At 44.6% G+C, this 17,394-nt stretch carries 15 protein-coding genes; 6 read left to right on the forward strand and 9 right to left on the reverse strand.

The genetic code is table 11. The features are described 5' to 3' along the window. The first annotated feature begins 241 nt into the window (after positions 1-241). The 3 genes from parC (at position 242) to PCAR9_RS01755 (ending at position 5,310) form a co-directional block, all read left to right on the forward strand. A complete protein-coding gene (parC, locus tag PCAR9_RS01745; protein ID WP_179982146.1) occupies positions 242-2,527 on the forward strand; it encodes a DNA topoisomerase IV subunit A in 2,286 nt (761 codons plus the stop codon). Positions 2,528-2,590: 63 nt separating this feature from the next. Then, positions 2,591-3,130 (forward strand): heme NO-binding domain-containing protein, encoded by a 540-nt coding sequence (locus PCAR9_RS01750; protein WP_179982147.1) that lies wholly within the window; start codon positions 2,591-2,593, stop codon positions 3,128-3,130. An 11-nt stretch (positions 3,131-3,141) separates the two neighbouring features. Continuing rightward, positions 3,142-5,310, forward strand: a complete 2,169-nt coding sequence (locus PCAR9_RS01755; protein ID WP_179982148.1) for a putative bifunctional diguanylate cyclase/phosphodiesterase — start codon at positions 3,142-3,144, stop codon at positions 5,308-5,310. A gap of 64 nt (positions 5,311-5,374) precedes the next feature. Here the strand turns inward: PCAR9_RS01755 and PCAR9_RS01760 are convergent, their stop codons facing one another. From PCAR9_RS01760 to rpe, 8 genes are all read right to left on the reverse strand, one after another. Next, the gene (locus PCAR9_RS01760; protein ID WP_179982149.1) at positions 5,375-6,181 is read right to left on the reverse strand and encodes a DUF1338 domain-containing protein; all 807 of its coding nucleotides are present in this window, start codon (positions 6,179-6,181) and stop codon (positions 5,375-5,377) included. 115 nt (positions 6,182-6,296) lie between these two features. Next, positions 6,297-7,766, reverse strand: coding sequence for a succinylglutamate-semialdehyde dehydrogenase (gene astD, locus PCAR9_RS01765; protein WP_179982150.1), 1,470 nt, complete (start codon positions 7,764-7,766; stop codon positions 6,297-6,299). A gap of 13 nt (positions 7,767-7,779) precedes the next feature. Beyond that, positions 7,780-8,817 carry an arginine N-succinyltransferase gene (gene astA, locus PCAR9_RS01770; protein ID WP_179982151.1) on the reverse strand — a complete coding sequence of 346 codons (1,038 nt, stop codon included), beginning with the start codon at positions 8,815-8,817 and terminating at the stop codon, positions 7,780-7,782. Between the two features lie 20 nt (positions 8,818-8,837). Continuing rightward, the gene (locus PCAR9_RS01775; protein ID WP_179982152.1) at positions 8,838-10,046 is read right to left on the reverse strand and encodes an aspartate aminotransferase family protein; all 1,209 of its coding nucleotides are present in this window, start codon (positions 10,044-10,046) and stop codon (positions 8,838-8,840) included. 529 nt (positions 10,047-10,575) lie between these two features. Next, positions 10,576-11,742 carry an HDOD domain-containing protein gene (locus PCAR9_RS01780; protein WP_179985121.1) on the reverse strand — a complete coding sequence of 389 codons (1,167 nt, stop codon included), beginning with the start codon at positions 11,740-11,742 and terminating at the stop codon, positions 10,576-10,578. 292 nt (positions 11,743-12,034) lie between these two features. After that, positions 12,035-12,619: an anthranilate synthase component II gene (locus tag PCAR9_RS01785; RefSeq protein WP_179985122.1), complete on the reverse strand. Its 585-nt coding sequence runs from the start codon at positions 12,617-12,619 to the stop codon at positions 12,035-12,037. Positions 12,620-12,712: 93 nt separating this feature from the next. Further along, positions 12,713-13,720 carry a tryptophan--tRNA ligase gene (gene trpS, locus PCAR9_RS01790; protein WP_179982153.1) on the reverse strand — a complete coding sequence of 336 codons (1,008 nt, stop codon included), beginning with the start codon at positions 13,718-13,720 and terminating at the stop codon, positions 12,713-12,715. Between the two features lie 37 nt (positions 13,721-13,757). Further along, entirely contained in the window at positions 13,758-14,435 is a 678-nt protein-coding gene (gene rpe / locus PCAR9_RS01795) for a ribulose-phosphate 3-epimerase (RefSeq protein ID WP_179982154.1), read from the reverse strand. A gap of 305 nt (positions 14,436-14,740) precedes the next feature. On the opposite strand from rpe, the gene PCAR9_RS01800 reads away from it, so the two are divergent. The 3 genes from PCAR9_RS01800 to PCAR9_RS01810 all read left to right on the forward strand — a co-directional run bounded on the left by PCAR9_RS01800 (position 14,741) and on the right by PCAR9_RS01810 (position 16,251). Beyond that, a complete protein-coding gene (locus PCAR9_RS01800) occupies positions 14,741-15,562 on the forward strand; it encodes a TorF family putative porin (protein ID WP_179982155.1) in 822 nt (273 codons plus the stop codon). A 173-nt stretch (positions 15,563-15,735) separates the two neighbouring features. Beyond that, a complete protein-coding gene (locus PCAR9_RS01805) occupies positions 15,736-16,044 on the forward strand; it encodes a hypothetical protein (protein ID WP_039217648.1) in 309 nt (102 codons plus the stop codon). A gap of 9 nt (positions 16,045-16,053) precedes the next feature. Next, the gene (locus PCAR9_RS01810) at positions 16,054-16,251 is read left to right on the forward strand and encodes a DUF2970 domain-containing protein (RefSeq protein ID WP_179982156.1); all 198 of its coding nucleotides are present in this window, start codon (positions 16,054-16,056) and stop codon (positions 16,249-16,251) included. A gap of 72 nt (positions 16,252-16,323) precedes the next feature. Here PCAR9_RS01810 and PCAR9_RS01815 read toward each other — a convergent pair whose 3' ends face one another. Next, positions 16,324-17,208 carry a Dam family site-specific DNA-(adenine-N6)-methyltransferase gene (locus PCAR9_RS01815; RefSeq protein WP_179982157.1) on the reverse strand — a complete coding sequence of 295 codons (885 nt, stop codon included), beginning with the start codon at positions 17,206-17,208 and terminating at the stop codon, positions 16,324-16,326. Positions 17,209-17,394 lie beyond the last annotated feature (186 nt).

Here is a 17,394-nt window from a genome sequence, read left to right on the forward strand (position 1 = left end):
CAATTAACACATTGATAGCATTTACATTGCAAGGATCTTTGCTAAATAGCAAAGACTGTAAGGCATTGGCTATTTGAAAAGTGATGACAATTGTTTTCAAAGATTGCACACAAATGCGGTTTACCCCACAATAGCCTAAACGCTCGCGTACATTCAGTAAGTAGTGCGCTACAACACAACGAGAATGGCGGCCTTTCTATTACGAGCACATTGGTATTAATAACAAAACGAAAAAACTATCATGAGTGACGAGATCATCATTAATCGCGATGGGGTAGAGCAACTTCCTCTTCGACGTTTCACCGAAGACGCTTATCTAAACTATTCCATGTACGTCATCATGGACCGTGCTCTTCCGCATATTTCCGATGGTTTAAAGCCGGTACAGCGACGTATTATTTACGCGATGTCCGATTTAGGCTTAAGCGCGAATGCAAAATATAAAAAGTCTGCCAGAACCGTAGGTGATGTACTTGGTAAATTTCACCCACATGGTGACTCTGCCTGCTACGAAGCCATGGTGCTTATGGCGCAGCCTTTCTCATATCGATATCCCTTGGTTGACGGTCAGGGGAACTGGGGCGCACCGGATGATCCTAAATCGTTTGCAGCCATGCGTTATACCGAAGCTAAGCTTTCTCGATTCTCGGAAGTGCTTTTAAATGAGCTTGGTCAAGGCACGGTAGACTGGGTGCCCAACTTCGACGGTACGTTAGAAGAGCCAAGTGTACTACCTGCCCGTTTACCGCATATACTGCTTAACGGTGTGACAGGTATTGCAGTGGGTATGGCCACTGATATACCCCCTCACAATGTAAGAGAGTTGGCTAACGCTTGCGCTATGTTGCTGGACAACAGTAAGGCTGAGCTTAGCGATGTCCTAGAACATGTGAATGGGCCTGATTACCCGACTGAAGCCGAAATTATTACGCCAAAAGCCGATATTAAAAAGCTTTACGAGACTGGGCGTGGCTCAATAAAAATGCGTGCTGTCTACGGCGAAGAGAATGGGGATGTGGTGATTACGGCTCTACCTCATCAGGCGTCTGGCGCAAAGATTCTAGAGCAAATAGCTTCGCAAATGCAGGCGAAAAAGCTGCCAATGGTAAGTGACCTTCGCGATGAGTCTGATCACGAAAATCCTACTCGCTTAGTTATTACTCCTCGTTCAAATCGCATTGACGTTACCCAATTAATGCAGCATTTGTTTGCAACTACCGACCTTGAGAAAAATTACCGAGTTAACCTGAACATGATCGGCCTAGACGGTCGCCCTCAGGTTAAAGACTTGCGTACTATTTTATCTGAGTGGTTGCAGTATCGAAAAGATACAGTGACACGACGTTTGCAGTATCGCTTAGATAAAGTATTGGCGCGTCTACATATTTTAGAAGGTTTGTTAATTGCGTTTTTGAATATCGATGAAGTTATCGAAATTATTCGTACCTATGACAAGCCCAAGCCTGAGCTTATGTCGCGTTTTGGTTTAAGTGATAAACAGGCCGAAGCCATTTTAGAGCTGAAACTTCGCCACTTAGCCAAATTAGAAGAAATGAAAATTAAGGGTGAGCAGGACGAGCTAGCTGCCGAGCGTGACAAGCTACAGCAACTGCTTGGCTCAGACCGTCGCCTTAAAACCCTCATTAAAAAAGAAATCCTTGCTGACGCTGAGAAATACGGTGACGATAGGCGCTCACCTATTGTCGAGCGTAGCGAAGCTAAAGCGCTGTCTGAAAAAGAGTTAGTGCCTGCGGAATCAGTCACAGTTGTACTTTCAGAAAAAGGCTGGGCACGTTGTGCAAAAGGTCACGATATTGATGCTGAAGGACTAAGTTATAAAGCGGGTGATGCTTATTTATCTAGCGCCGAAGGCAAAAGTAATCAACCTGCCGTATTTATGGATAGCTCAGGGCGAACATTCTCATGCGACGCTCACGGTCTTCCTTCTGCACGAAGTCAAGGCGAACCTTTAACCGGGCGCTTTAGCATTGTTGGTGGGGAATCCTTCCAGCACGTGATTATGGCGCAAGACGAGAGTAAGTTCTTGGTGGGCTCTGATGCGGGCTATGGCTTCGTCGGCACGTTCAAAGATATGGTTAGCAAGAATAAAGCGGGTAAGGCTTACTTGTCCTTACCTACAGCAGCGAAAGTTATGAAACCAATGCCTGTGACTAACCCCGACTCTGATTGGTGTTTAAGTATTTCTAACGAAGGGCGAATGCTTATGTTCCCGCTTCGCGACTTGCCAAGTTTAGGCAAAGGAAAAGGAAATAAGCTAATCAATATTCCATCAGCAAAATCACAGTCCCGTGAAGAGTTTGTCAAAGTGCTGACCGTTGTGCCTGATGGCGCGGCCATTAAGGTTGGAGCAGGGAAGCGCAACATGACGTTAAGTGCTGAAGACCTTATCCATTATCAGGGGGAAAGGGGCCGTAGGGGGAATAAATTGCCTCGCGGTTTACAGCGGGTTGATAGCGTAGAAGTAGTGCTACCAAATAAAGACGAAGCACCTGAAGATTTGTCATAAAGTTTAAGTTGTTCTTATGCTTAGGTGAACTACACTCATTAAAGGAATGAATGAGGAATTTACATGTTAGGCATAGTTTTTACATCGTTAATCGATATGCTTGAGGAGAAGGTTTCTCCCGAGTTCGCTGATGATGTCATCATGGAAGCTGGGTTAGAGAACGACGGAGCTTATACCGCAGTGGGTTATTACCCGTTTGAACAGATGCAACGCCTGGTAGGCGTGCTGGTGGAGAGAACGGGTAAATCTGCTAATGAACTCTTATACGATTTTGGTTTTTATTTGTTCGGTAAGTTAGGTGCCGTACACGGTGATGTGTTAGCCAATACCAATAGCATGCTAGACATGCTGGAACACTTGGACGGCGATATCCATGTCCAGGTTAAAAAGCTTTATCCTGACGCAGACCTCCCTCGTTTTAAGGTGCTGTCACGCACAGACACCTCCATGCGCCTACAATACTACTCTGAAAGAGAGTTATACCCCTTAGCTGAGGGGCTGATGGACGCCGCTGCAGCGCATTACAACTGCAAACTTGAAAGGGAAACCCATCAACTAGATACGCCTCACACGTACGAATTTAGCATATCTCTTGTTGTTTAACGGGGGATGTAATGTCAGATGAATCATCGAATGGCAAGCCTGTTAGCAATGACGCGTCAGCTTTAATGGAGCGTCGTTTAAAACGAGAGCGAAATGCCAGAGAGCAAGCTGAAAGCTTGCTCAGAGAAAAGACTCAAAACTTATATGCTACTTTGCAAGAGAGCCAACGAGCGCAAAAGGATCTAGAGCTTGCCCTGTGGGCTTCGCAAGAGTCATTTTGGAGTTGGGAGGCGCAAAGCGACATAATGGAGATTCGCTCTTTCTCTCTCCACTCACAAAGCGTATCTACGTGGTCGGGCACCTTAATTCAGCTTCTTGAACGGGTCCATGAGGACGATTTGGAAGGGCTTCAGTTTCACTGGACCATGGCACTTCACGGCAATCGTGATCGCGTTGAATTCTCCTTTCGCTTAATGTTAGAAAAAAGCTACCAATGGGTAAGGTTACGCGGCCGTGTACTAGAGCGGGGCAGCGCGGGTGAAGCACTGCACATTGTGGGAACGACCAAAGATATTACCCAGCAGCGCAAAGCCGAACAATCTTTTCATTTAATGGCCTCTGCGTTCGCTAGTTCAAGAGAGCCAATGCTAGTCCTCTCTCCCGACCTTATCATTACAGAGTGTAATGATGCCTTTATCCATTTACTTGGTATGTCAGTAAAAGAGCAATGTGTAGGGTTAGATTTCAATCAAATATTTATCGCTGAGAAAGTTGATAAAGCGCAATTGGCCATTGATAAGCAGGTGAGATTTGAGTCAAAAATAAAAAACCAAAGCGGCGAAATGAAAGTGGTAGATATTTCTGTGGCTTTGTTCGAAACCTATCAACAAACCTCGTCTTATTTAATCGCAACAATGCGCGACATCAGCGATAGAAAGCGCAACGAGGCGAAGCTACGTCAACTCGCCTTGCATGATGAATTAACCGGTCTTTCTAATCGTAACTCGCTACGTGAGTCTATTTCAGTATTAGTGAAAAGAGTGCAGCCTTTTTCTCTGGTATTTATTGACCTAGATGGGTTTAAAGCCATAAATGATAACGCGGGGCATGAGAGAGGTGATGCAGAACTACAGCGCATGGGAGCGTTATTAACCGGTATGTTCGGACCTATTGGGGAAGTTGGCAGATGGGGCGGTGATGAATTTATTGCCGTAGTGCCTAACCAAAATATTGAAGACATTGCCGAACGTTCACAGGAACTTATTAGCCAAATTGAAGAAGACGCCATTGTTGTAAAAGGGACAGAGCTTAGACTGTCGGCCAGTATTGGCATTGCCGAATTTCCAGGACACAGCAGCAATATTGAAGGATTAGTTCAGTGCGCCGATGCAGCAATGTATCGCGCAAAAGAGCTTGGGAAAGGCCAAACTTTTGTCTATGAGCCAGGGCTTTATGAAAGCATGACACAGCAGGTCAGTATGGTGAACGACTTGCGCAAGGCCGTAGAAAACCATCTTCTTGATTTTTATATTCAGGGTAAATATGACTTAAATGGCGTCTTAAAAGGTGGTGAAGTGTTGTGCCGCTGGATCTCAGGACTGCACGGTGTGGTATCGCCAGCAGTGTTTATCCCCATAGCGGAAGAGCACAAGCTAGATAGCGCCATTGGTTTACAAGCGCTCGAAGCTGCCTGTGACTATATTTCGATAATGGAGTCGCAACAAGGTGAAGCTATTCCGCTATCGGTTAATATTAGTGCTAATCAGATGCTCGACCCGGAATTTCCAGACCAAGCAGCCTCAATTTGCTTGGACAACAATATATCTCCGGAATTTATAGAACTAGAGCTCACTGAGTCGGTATTTATTAGGGACGAAAAGTCAGCGCTAAGAGCATTAAATACACTCAGAGAGAGTGGGTTTAGGTTGTCTTTAGATGATTTTGGCAGTGGCTTCTCATCACTTAGCTACCTGAGAAGTTTTCAGTTTGAGGTAGTTAAGGTAGATAAAAGCTTAATTCAAGGTATACATCAAGATAGCAAAGCAAACGCGCTTTTTAATGGTCTAATAGCTATGTTGAAGAGCCTGCAAATAGATGTAGTGGCTGAAGGGGTAGAATTAGAGTCTTATCTACCTTTTATGGAGCAAGCAGATATCAAGTTAATGCAGGGTTTCTACTTTGATAAACCCATGCCTTACGACCAGTTTCTTGCCAGGCATACCACTGAGCCTAATCGGTAATGTCTTTTGCTAAGCTTAAACAAAAAAAGCCCTAACGGGCTTTTTTAATGACTAAGCAAGCGCGTTACTTAGCATTTGTACTTTCAAAGATTTTATCAGCTGATGCAGCAACAAAGCCTTTATAAAGTTTACCGTCAGGCATTTCATAGCGCTGTGCGAATTCATAAAAACAACTTGGAATAGCCACAGTCTCATCGCTAAATACTACGTCAGCACGGTCAGCCATAGTTGACGACTGCGCTAAAAATACGTCTGGACCGCCTTTAATTTCGCCGCCTGAGGTGTTTAGCACAAAGCCTGCTTCTTTAAGTAATGTGTTTACGTCAGTAAGCTCGTCAGTGCGGGTTAAGTGATTAACACTTACCGTAAAGTGGTTAGCACGAAAGCCCCATGCTGCCATCCACGCCGCGTATTCTGACTCGTTAAGCAGTGTGTCGTATTCCGCTTTCGTGACGTCCCAATGTTTACCCGAGTACAAGAAGTTATCTGCATCCACTACAGATTCAGGCATTTGCTCTACAAGCTTTTTAATAATGGTTTGCGCTGTCTCAGATAATTCATTTACCCGAAGCTCGCTGATAAATACTTTTGGTTTAGTATCGTCAGGGTGCTCAAAGTGTTTTGCGGTCAGCTTTTTAGCTTCAAAGTCATAGTCGCCTTTCGCTTCATAACCCAATGCCAAGAAATGTGCAGCAAGCTTATCTAAGCGAGTTTTATCTAAAGCAAAAGTTCTAAAAGCCACATGGTCGTTAACGATATCGTTCGTGTTTTCTTCACCCGCCAAAAGTGCATGGATTTTATGCGCTGAGGGAGTGATAGTTACGTAATCGTCCCACATGTTGCTAAACAACGTATCGATGTTGCTATGCATAATGATAGGGTCCTTTCTGTCGTCGACTATTTCTAAATGAATAGTTCGTATAGGGTTGGTGCTTGATCGGCCGACGCACTTTGCATCGGCCTTTATACCGCTGTAAAAGCTTGGCTTACATCGACAAGCCTGGGCTTAATTTGCCTGGCATAGTGACTTTGTCTAGCTCTACGGATGCAACTGGGTATGCACAGTAGTCAGCAGCATAAAACGCGCTTGCTCTGTGGTTACCACTATCGCCCACACCGCCAAACGGCGCAGCGCTACTAGCACCCGTGATAGGTCTGTTCCAGTTTACGATGCCCGCACGAATACGCGCGAAGAAGTAACGATAGTCTTCTTCATTGTCACCTAGAAGACCTGCTGACAAGCCAAAGCTGGTGTTATTCGCTTCTGCAATAGCAGCATCGAAGTCGCTGTAGCGGATTACTTTAAGTAGTGGACCAAAGTGCTCTTCGTCTGGTAACGAAGCAAGCATGTCGGTAACGTCAATAATACCTGGGGTAGCAAAACCTTTGCTTTCGTCTTTTTGTTCAAGACGAACCAGCACGTTACCACCAAGGTCTTCAAGTTCTTGTTGCGCTTTCACCATAAGTGCAGCGGCGTTGCTTGAGATCATAGCACCCATAAACGGCTGGTCTTCAGCATCGTAATCGCCAACTTTAATGTTTTTGGTTACTTCGATAAGGCGAGCAAGGATCTCGTCGCCTTTGGCACCAGTTGGCAAGAATAAGCGACGAGCACAAGTACAGCGCTGACCTGAAGTAATGAAAGCAGATTGCACGATATCGTGTACTGCTGCATCAACATCAGCCACGTCTTTTACGATAAGTGGGTTGTTGCCGCCCATTTCAAGCGCCAAAATTTTACCTGGGTGACCTGCGAACTGCTCGTGAAGGATTTTTCCTGTGCGTGAGCTGCCCGTAAAGAAAAGGCCGTCAATGTCGTTATGCGACGCCAACGCTTTGCCCGTTTCAACTTCACCTTGAACTAGGTTAAGTACGCCCGCTGGCAGTCCGGCAGCATCCCATAGTTTTACCATTTCCTGCGCGACCATAGGCGTTAAATCGCTTGGTTTAAATACAACCGTGTTACCTGCAATAAGGGCCGGAACAATGTGTCCATTTGGCAGGTGGCCAGGGAAATTGTAAGGACCGAATACCGCAACAACGCCGTGAGGCTTATGGCGAATGAATGCTTTACCTACTGGCATTGGGTTTTCTACGTTACCCGTGCGCTCAAAATAGGCTTTTTCAGAAATGCCAATTTTGCCCATCATGGCGCCCACTTCAGTAGCGGTTTCCCATTCTGGTTTGCCCGTTTCTTTTGCCATAACTTTGGCAAGGTGCGCTTTGGCTTCTTCTAGCTTAGCGCCATAAACCTTTATGATTTCTAGACGCTCTTCAACCGTTTTCATGCTCCACGCTACAAGCGCAGCACGAGCGGCGTTAATTGCGTCATCAATTTGAGCAGCAGTCGCAGACTTACCTTCCCAAATCACTTCGTTTTTTGCAGGGTCAATTGACGTTAAATCGTGACCCTGTCCGGCAACCCATTCACCGTTGATAAAATGTGTATGTAGCATAGTGGGTGTCCTTTTAATCTCTGAATGTAACGGGGGCAAAACGCACGTGCTCACCCTCTTTGACATTCAATGCAGCAGCGGTTTGGCGAGAAAGCACGGCAACTTGCTTTTCTTCGCTAAACGTCATTTCGGTGGCTACTGCACGAAAATCAGATATTGATGTGTTTATGATGTAGTAGGTTTGCCCTTGAGCAGCTGCACTATCATCAATGACAACAGGCAGTTTCAAGCTCGTTTGAGCCGTGCGAATGTGGCTTAAATTCGCCTCAACCGTAGGGCCTGCGTCGAAAATGTCTACGTAACCACGGCACGAAAAGCCTTCTTCTTCTAAAAGCTGAAGGGCTGGTCGGGTCTTGTCGTGCACCTCACCAATGACTTCTTGTGCTTCTTTGCTGAGTAGATTTACGTATATCGGGTACTTAGGCATAAGCTCAGCAATAAACACTTTGTTGCCTATACCCGTTAAGTAGTCGGCTGTAGGGAAGTCCATCGAGAAGAAGTGAGTTTCTAGCCATTCCCAAAACGGTGAACGTCCTTCTTCGTCACTCACACCGCGCATTTCAGCAATAACGGTTTCCGAGAAGCGTTCGCGGTGCTCCATCATGAATAAGAATCGAACTTTCGAAAGGAAGCGGCCGTTAATTCCACCACGGGCTTGCTCGCGAAGGAACAAGGTACATATCTCAGTAACGCCAGTGTAGTCATTACAAAACGTTAGAATGTCTACCGTATTGTGAATGTTCAGCTCGCGCGAGGCATGTACCACCTTGCTTAAATGGTAGTGATAAAACGCGTCATCTATGCCAACTGCAGCTTCGATACCTGTTGTACCCACTACCTGGCCGGTAGTGGTATCTTCCATCACAAACAAGTATGACTCATCGCCAGGCTCAGTTACGTTTGGCTTGTTAAACGCGGTTTCTGCACGATCAATTTTACGCTGCAGCAACTCGTCGTTGACAGGTAAAGACGTAAAGCCAATACCTGATTCAACAGCGATTTCTTTAAGCGCGTTATAGTCGGCCTTCGTGATAGGGCGAATGATTTTCATGTTCGCTACTCGTGTTGTAATTATTCGGCGTTTACAACGGCGGCAACGGCGCGCTCAAAACGTGCAAGACCTTCTTTAATGTCTTCATCAGGAATAACAAGTGAAGGTGCAAAACGAATAACGTTCATGCCAGCAACAAGACACATTAGGTTCTCTTTGGTGGCTGCCATCATAAAGTCGCGTGCACGGCCCTGATATTTTTCATTTAGTGCACAGCCTAACAGCATGCCTTGACCGCGTACTTCTTCAAATACGTTGTACTTGTCATTGATAGCGCCAAGCAACTCGCGGAAAAGCGCTTCTTTCTTAAGCACGCCTTCAAGCACTTCAGGCTGGTTCACGATATCTAACGCTTTTTCTGCTACCGCACAAGCAAGTGGGTTACCACCATAAGTACTACCGTGGGTACCAGGCTTCAGGTGTGCAGCGATGTCATTCGTTGTTAGCATGGCGCCAATTGGGAAGCCACCACCAAGCGATTTAGCTGTAGTTAGGATATCGGGTGTTACGCCAAGGCCCATGTAAGCATAAAGATGACCAGTACGACCAACGCCTGACTGAACTTCATCAAAAATTAGTAGTGCATTATGTTTGTCACAAAGCTCACGTACACCTTTTACAAAGTCAGCGTCCGGTGGAATGATCCCGCCTTCACCTTGAAGCGGTTCCATCATTACAGCACAAGTTTTATCTGAAATTAGGGCTTCAAAAGCAGCTAAGTCATTGTAGTCACAGTGATCAACAGCGCCTGGCTTAGGACCAAAACCGTCAGAGTAAGCCGCTTGACCACCTACCGTTACGGTAAAGAAAGTACGACCGTGGAAGCCTTTATTAAAAGCAATGATTTGATTCTTGTCTTCACCGTGCTTATCAAGTGCCCAACGACGAGCAAGCTTAAGTGCCGCTTCGTTAGCTTCCGCACCAGAGTTGGCAAAGTAAACTTTGTCAGAGAAAGTTGCATCGTTAAGCTTTTTAGCAAGGCGAAGCGCTGGCTCGTTGGTAAATACGTTACTTAAATGCCAAAGCTTGCTGCCTTGTTCATTAAGTGCTTTTACTAGCTCAGGGTGGCAGTGGCCTAAAACGTTTACTGCAATACCGCCTGCAAAGTCGATGTACTCAGCTCCATCTTGATCCCATACGCGTGAACCTTCACCTCGAACAGGTACCATACCTGCTGGGTTATAGTTAGGAACCATTACATCATCAAATGTAGCGCGAGTTACGTTCATCTTTGTTACCTCTGCATTGGGCGCCAATCACACTATGTGAGCTTGCTTGTCTAATCAATGAGCACGTTTTATACGTGCTGCGTGAGTCAATAAGCATTAATTGGGCGCATAAAAACTAATCGGATTTGATTTACAGTATGCCATTTTTTTTAACATTTGTCTTCTATGCAAAGGGCTGCAGCCCTTTATTTATAAGGACTGTGGCTTAATTTGCAGGAAAAGTGAATAACTATTAACTACTGGGCTATATCAATTAGTAATAATCAATTTTTACGCTAAGAAAAGCGCCGCGTAGAGGTTTTGTGGTGCTTTAACAGAATTAAAGAGGGTAATGCGCCGCGACAAACTTGCTTGTTTACTCAAGCTGAAAACAGGCAAAGTACTGAGTTACGGTCAATATTTTTGAGTATCAGACAACTAGTATGCGAAAAGTGCATAACCAATGCATGAATATCCATAAAATATTTCACGTGTAGTGCGCTATTTTGCCTGATTTTTGTTCCAAATGAGTAGGGGGCAGCAATTAGCTTTAGTAACTATCTTCATTCTTCACCAATGGAAGGGTAAAGATATCCGTGCTTTTAAGTGCCTCAAGTGCACCCGCAGGGTATTTTTGTTCAGCGAAAAGTGGTTTAACTTCTTTAATGTCGACAAGCTTTAACTGATGCAACATGCGTATTTGCGTATACGCGCGCGCTTGATGGAGTATTTTGCTCAACGTCTTGGTCTGTGTTGGCTGTTTATCAGCACAAGCACGCATTGGCTGTGCAATTGGCAGACGGGTAAAGTGCATCCACTCTAAAATGTCTGCGCTAATTGCATCAGCAAACTCTTGCTGTAAGGCAATAAGGTGATTTGCTGATGGCGCAATTCTTAGTAAAGCTTCGTGACGCTTTTGTTCTTTATCTTTTTGACACTCTTGCAGTAGATGCAGCTGAATTTTATCAAACAGTTTAAAGTAAAGCCGCGTGACAGCGCAGCGCCCTAAATTACTTACCATTGCCAACACGTAAGCTTGGTTTTTATTAAGGTCGCTTAATGAAGCAAGGCGCTTAGCGGTGAGCGCAACGCCCGTAGAGTAATGCGTTAGTTTTTGTTTTATCAGCGGGTAAGGATCGGTAATTTGGGGCATCGCACGCTTTAATATCAGCGACGGGATTAGCGTACGTAAGTTTTCGATACCTAAAAAGCTTAAAGCGGTACGTAAGGTTTCAACAACAATAATACGCCCTCGCGAGTCTTTTCGCCTAAATCGGGGCGTATTTACTACTACGATAAGTTCGTCGTAAAGCCATGGCATAGTGGCTACTATAGGCTCTAGCTTTGACACTGAGCATGCTTTTACAGATAAGGCATCTAATAGCTCACCAATGTTTTCAGGCAAGTTAAGCACTTTCTGAACGAGTTCATCGGTATAGCTAAGTTGTTCAGTAAGTTCACCAAGCAAAATCTCGTGAAGGTGGTGGCTAACCGACTCTAAATAAGAGGCTTCTGTTTTTTCCTGTAGGCGTTTGTTTTCAATTGCGACTTTTTCAACGTGAAGTAGAAGCCTGCGTGCGTCGCCCTGTTCAGACTGTTCGAAGCTGACTTGGCCCACCTTGCGCTTTCCTAGCATTTCAAGCACGCGCTCGGGTGAGATGATCATATTTTCAAATCGATCATCTATCGTCGGCGGTGTGGTTGCCCCCATAGTCATATCAAAAGCACTCCTGCTCATAACTTTTTGGTGAACGGCGATATTATCGTACATTAAGGGCCTTTATAACTTTAGCTGCGGTAATGATGAAGATGTAGCCACCACTTAAAAGCTCAGTTAGCACCCTGCAATGATTGATATCGCTTATGTAGTTTTCAACATAAAGCTCAGTTAGCGCTTGGCTAAACTTGATTATGAAAAGTTAAACGAAAAATCAGTGAATTGCGAATTTTAACGGCCTTCAAGCGCAACCTTTTACATTATGTACGGTATCGGCAATACGCCTGTAGACTTAAACCTTTTTGTGATGAAGAAAAGCTTCAAGCACGCTGTGACCGTGTTCGGTAAGTAATGATTCAGGGTGATACTGAACACCCCATATAGGGTAGCGATTATGGGAAACGGCCATAATTTCTTTTGTACCCAACGCTGTCTCACACCAAGCATCGACGCGTAGTGATGGAGGTAAAGATTCAGGGTTTAATACTAATGAATGGTAGCGGGTTACGTTAAAGGTGTTTGGTAGCCCTTCAAATAGCCCTGTATTGTAATGGGACAATGCTGAAACTTTACCGTGTTTAATTTCTTGGGCACCTACCACTTCTGCACCAAAGACTTGACCTATGGCTTGATGACCTAAGCAAACGCCCATTATGGGAATTTCACCGGCAAAATGCTCTATCGCAGACAAACTGATACCCGCTTCGTTAGGCGTGCAAGGGCCTGGCGAGATAACAAGCTGTGAAGGCGCTATGCGCGCAATGTCGTCAATACTGAGAGCGTTGTTTCGCACTACTTCAACGTCAGCTCCAAGCTCTGTGAAATAGCGAGCAAGGTTATGAGTGAACGAATCGAAGTTATCAATTAACAGCAACACAGCAGTGCTAGTCCTTGGTATTTCTGAAATGTGTGGGTTAGACACATGAAGCGCTCTATGAACGCTTCATGTCTTTTAGTTGCAGTATTTAAGTTACGGCTTTGGAATAAAACCCACTGCTTTATAAACTTTGGCTAGAGTCTCTGCTGCGCGTGCTGAAGCTTTCTCTGCACCCTGGCGCATAACGTCGTCTAAGTAGGCTCTGTCTGCGCGGATTTCAGCATAGCGGGTTTGGATAGGCTCTAGTAAAGATACCACTGCATCTGCAACATCACCTTTTAAGTGGCCGTACATTTTATCTGTATATTCAGGCTCAAGCTCTTTTACTGTTTTACCCGTTGCTAATGAAAGCAGGGTAAGTAGGTTAGATACACCTGGTTTCTCGGCTGGATTGAAGTAAATATTGGCTTGTTCGTCAGAGTCGGTTACCGCGCGTTTAATCTTCTTAGCTAGCTTCTTAGGATCTTCTAACAGACCAATGAAGTTATTGGGGTTGTTATCTGACTTAGACATTTTCTTTTCTGGTTCTTGCAGGCTCATGATACGGGCACCGAACTCTGGAATATAAGGGTCAGGTAAACGGAATACATCGCCATATAGATTATTCACGCGGGTAGCAATGTCGCGTGTTAACTCAAGGTGTTGCTTTTGATCTTCACCCACAGGTACTTTGTCCGCTTGATAAAGCAAAATATCTGCTGCTTGAAGCACAGGGTAGCTATACAAGCCCACGTTTATGTTGTTCTCGTTTTTCGCAGACTTATCTTTAAACTGCGTCATGCGGTTTAGCTCGCCCATTTGAGCATAGCAATTCAATACCCACGACAGTTGCGCATGCTCAGGCACATGTGATTGCAAAAATAGCGTGCTCTTTTGCGGGTCGATACCGCAAGCTAGATAAAGAGAAAGGCCGTCAAGACAGGCTTCGGCAAGCTGCTTTGGATCTTGTCTTACGGTGATCGCATGTAAATCGACAATCATGTATAAGCAGTCGTGATCGTCTTGCATGGAAACCCACTGTTTAAGTGCACCCATATAGTTACCAAGGGTAAGTTGTCCTGAAGGCTGGCAGCCACTTAATACAACGGGTTTGTTACTCATTTCTATTTACCTGTAATACGTTAAATTCTGTTAAAAACTAAGCTTTAGATAGCGATGAAAGTTCATCGCGCATTTGCGCAATCACATCGCTGTAATCGGGTTGAGAAAAAATGGCCGAACCAGCCACAAACATATCTGCACCAGCTTCTGCTATTGCGCGAATGTTATCGACTTTTACGCCACCGTCAATTTCAATTCGAATATCATAGCCGCTTTCAAGTACACGCTGCTTCACCGCACGTACTTTATCTAGGGTGCTGGGGATAAACTTTTGGCCGCCAAAGCCAGGATTCACCGACATTATAAGAATATGGTGTAGTTTATCCATAACATGATCTAAGTAGTGTAGCGGCGTGGCTGGATTAAATACCAAGCCGGGTTTGCAGCCTGCATCAATAATAAGCTGAAGAGACCGGTCTATGTGTTCAGACGCTTCTGGGTGAAAGCTGATGTAGCTTGCCCCCGCGTTGGCGAATTTCTCAATAAGGTCATCTACTGGCTTTACCATAAGGTGAACATCAATCGGCGCGGTTATGCCGTATTTTCTCAATGCTTCGCAAATCATTGGCCCAAACGTAAGGTTTGGCACATAGTGGTTGTCCATCACATCGAAATGCACCACATCGGCGCCTGCGTCTAATACTATTTCTACGTCTTCACCAAGTCGAGCAAAGTCGGCAGAGAGTATTGATGGGGCAATTAAAAAGGGTTTCATTGCGTGTCCTTCAAGTCAAAAACAACAAGGTGCGTTGCCACTTACGGTATAAGGTAGCGAAAGTTTACCCAAAACCATGCTTCTTTACTATGTAAAGGGCACATCAAGGTTGATTTGGCATAAATTTAAGACAGACAACCGTAAAGCGTGCTGCTGCCCAATTTTGGTGAGGCTGCGTTTTATTGGTGCATTTTTAAACTGCGCTTCAACTGAATAAATTACAGGAGTATTAAGTGATGTATTTATAAGTTGTTTTTTATCAGTATGTTACGAATAAATTAGCAAGCATTTTCAATGAACCATAAATGGGCATCAACTTTGCGTTACCCAGTCCAAAAAAGAAAACACAGACAGAAAAAACGAATTACAACAAGTTTGAATTTGACTGGAGAACACACATGAAAACATCTACAAAAAGAACCCTACTTGCCGCTGCTATTTCTTCAGCGTGTCTACTAACTGCAATGCCGAGCTATGCCGAAGGCGAATTTACTGCCAATGCAAGTGCTACCAGCAACTACATTTGGCGTGGTCTAACACAGACAACTAACGAAGCTGCCGTACAGGGCGGTATCGACTATGCACACGAAAGTGGTTTCTATGCAGGTACGTGGGCGTCTAACGTGAATTACGGTGCAGGTGATGAATATTCATACGAGCACGATATGTATTTTGGTTTTGCTGGCGAGTCTGACGGCATTGCGTATGATTTCGGTTACCTTTACTACAACTACGATGATGAGGCGAACTTCGACTTCGCAGAAGTATATGGCTCAGTAGGCATGGGGGGCTTTAGCCTTACTGTTTACTTATTAGCTCACACTGAGGCCGATGAGGGCGAAGGGCAGGACTTTGGTTTCGCTCAAGCATCATACACATCACTTGATTACAGCACCGAAATTTTAAACGGTACTGAACTTGGTTTTCACGTAGGTTATCACGAAGGTGACTTTGCTGAAGCGTTCAATGGCGTTGAAGGTTATGTAGACTACGGTGTTTCAATTGCAAAAGACGGATTTAGTTTTGCAATTACAGGCACTGACCTTGATGATATGGGCGGTGACGACGAATATGATAACGATGCAGTTAAATTTACTGTAGCTTATTCAGTAGACTTCGAGCTTTAATTTTTCAAAAAGAGTCCGATGGATCGACCTCTTTATTAAAACGTTGAGTAGTAAAAGCCTAATGTAATTGCATTAGGCTTTTCATTTTAAACAGCACGCATTTTTAACTTGTTCGTTACCTGCTTTTGATTATAATGAGATTAAATTTTAAACGAGTGTAAGGGGTGTTCAGGATGAAAGTTCTTCCTTTTTTTGCGATTTGTGGAGCCGTTGCCCTAGTTAGCGTGGCCGTTACAAACCCGCCAAGCTCACGCTCGTCTGTTTGTGAATTTCAGCCTGTTACCGAGTTTAATCCAAAACTTCCTGCAAGCCACATTCAAAACCAATGCGCCCGTCATCAAGAGGGAGTAGAAGAGGTTAGCTGGCTGTCATGGATAGCAGGAAAGTCACCGTCCTTCCAGTTTCACTTTTTAGATTTACTAGAGTTGCTACACAGCGACGATGGTAATCGCGATTTCACCTCACCCTCAAACGATTCTTAAGGGGATATTATGCAATCTGGTACTGGTTTCTGGTCAGTTCTAGGTAGTGTAGTGGCAAGTTTGTTCGGTGTTCAAAGCCACAAAAACTATGAACGCGACTTTACCAAAGGTACCTTTATCAGCTTTGCTGTTATCGGTGTCGTATTAGTCGTGATATTCGTCGTTTCACTTTTTATGTTTGTAAAGTGGTATACAGGCTACGGATAATAGCCCTTCACACTTAGCAAAAGCGCTTCATCGCTTCACATAGGTGTTTTCTAACCTTACACCTCGCAATAATTAATCAGAAGAAGGGCGCTGAGCTGTTTTTTTCTTGCGTGTTTTTCGTTTCACAACGACTTTAGCGGGAGGGAAATAAGCCAATATCTCATCTACTGGCTGTCGCTTCGCGCCATTTTGACTAATCGAGCGTTTAACTGACAGCATGCTAAAGTCTGCACCTTGATATAAAGCACGGGTTAGCGGTAAATCGTGGTTTGATATCAGCACAGGTATACCACGCTTTTTAGAAGCGCGGGTGGCCAGTTCTGCTAGCTTTTCTTGTGACTCTTGCCCAAAACTTCGCGCCGCATAACTGGTGAAAGCTGCTGTCTTGCTAATAGGTGCGTAGGGTGGGTCGCAATAAATAACATTGCCTCGCCTAGCTCTTGAAAAAACCTTCTCAAACGGTAGGCAAGTAAAGGTAGCCTTTTGTGATTTTTCAGAAAAAACAAACATTTCGTCTTCTGGAAAGTAAGGCTTTTTGTACCGGCCAAAAGGCACATTAAAGCGACCTTGAAGGCTATATCGACACAAACCGTTATAGCCGTGGCGGTTCAAATAGAGAAAAAGAATGGCGCGATAGTATTCGTCTTGCGTGCCGTTGAACTCTTCACGTAGGTCATAATACATCTTCTCTTCATTACGGCTCCCGTCAAAAAATGAGCGCGCATCGTTAATAAGCGCGTCGGGTTGGGCTTTTAAGAAGTTGTATAAGTTAATGAGGTCAGGGTTGATATCATTAAGCAGGTAGCGTTTGTATTGCGTATTCAGAAATACAGATCCGGCACCAACAAACGGTTCTATAAGTTTGTTAGCTTGCGGTAATCTGGCCTGAATGTGCTCAACCAAGCTGTATTTGCCACCGGCCCACTTTAAAAAGGCACGGTTCTTTTTCTGCATCATGCTTAAACGTTACTACCTAGACGGAATGAAGACGGTGGTTTTTCCTTGCGCCGCCGTTCCAAGGGAAAGGGTCGTCTTTATACTTTTATGCTGATCAGTATCAGATATCACCACGCTAAAGGTAGATTGTAACTTTCATCAGTAAAACGGACAACCAACAAGTGTCGCAAGAGTGGAATTTAGCTA

Origin of the sequence: Alteromonas macleodii (assembly GCF_903772925.1) — a bacterium.
In the GTDB taxonomy this organism is placed as follows: domain Bacteria; phylum Pseudomonadota; class Gammaproteobacteria; order Enterobacterales; family Alteromonadaceae; genus Alteromonas; species Alteromonas macleodii_A.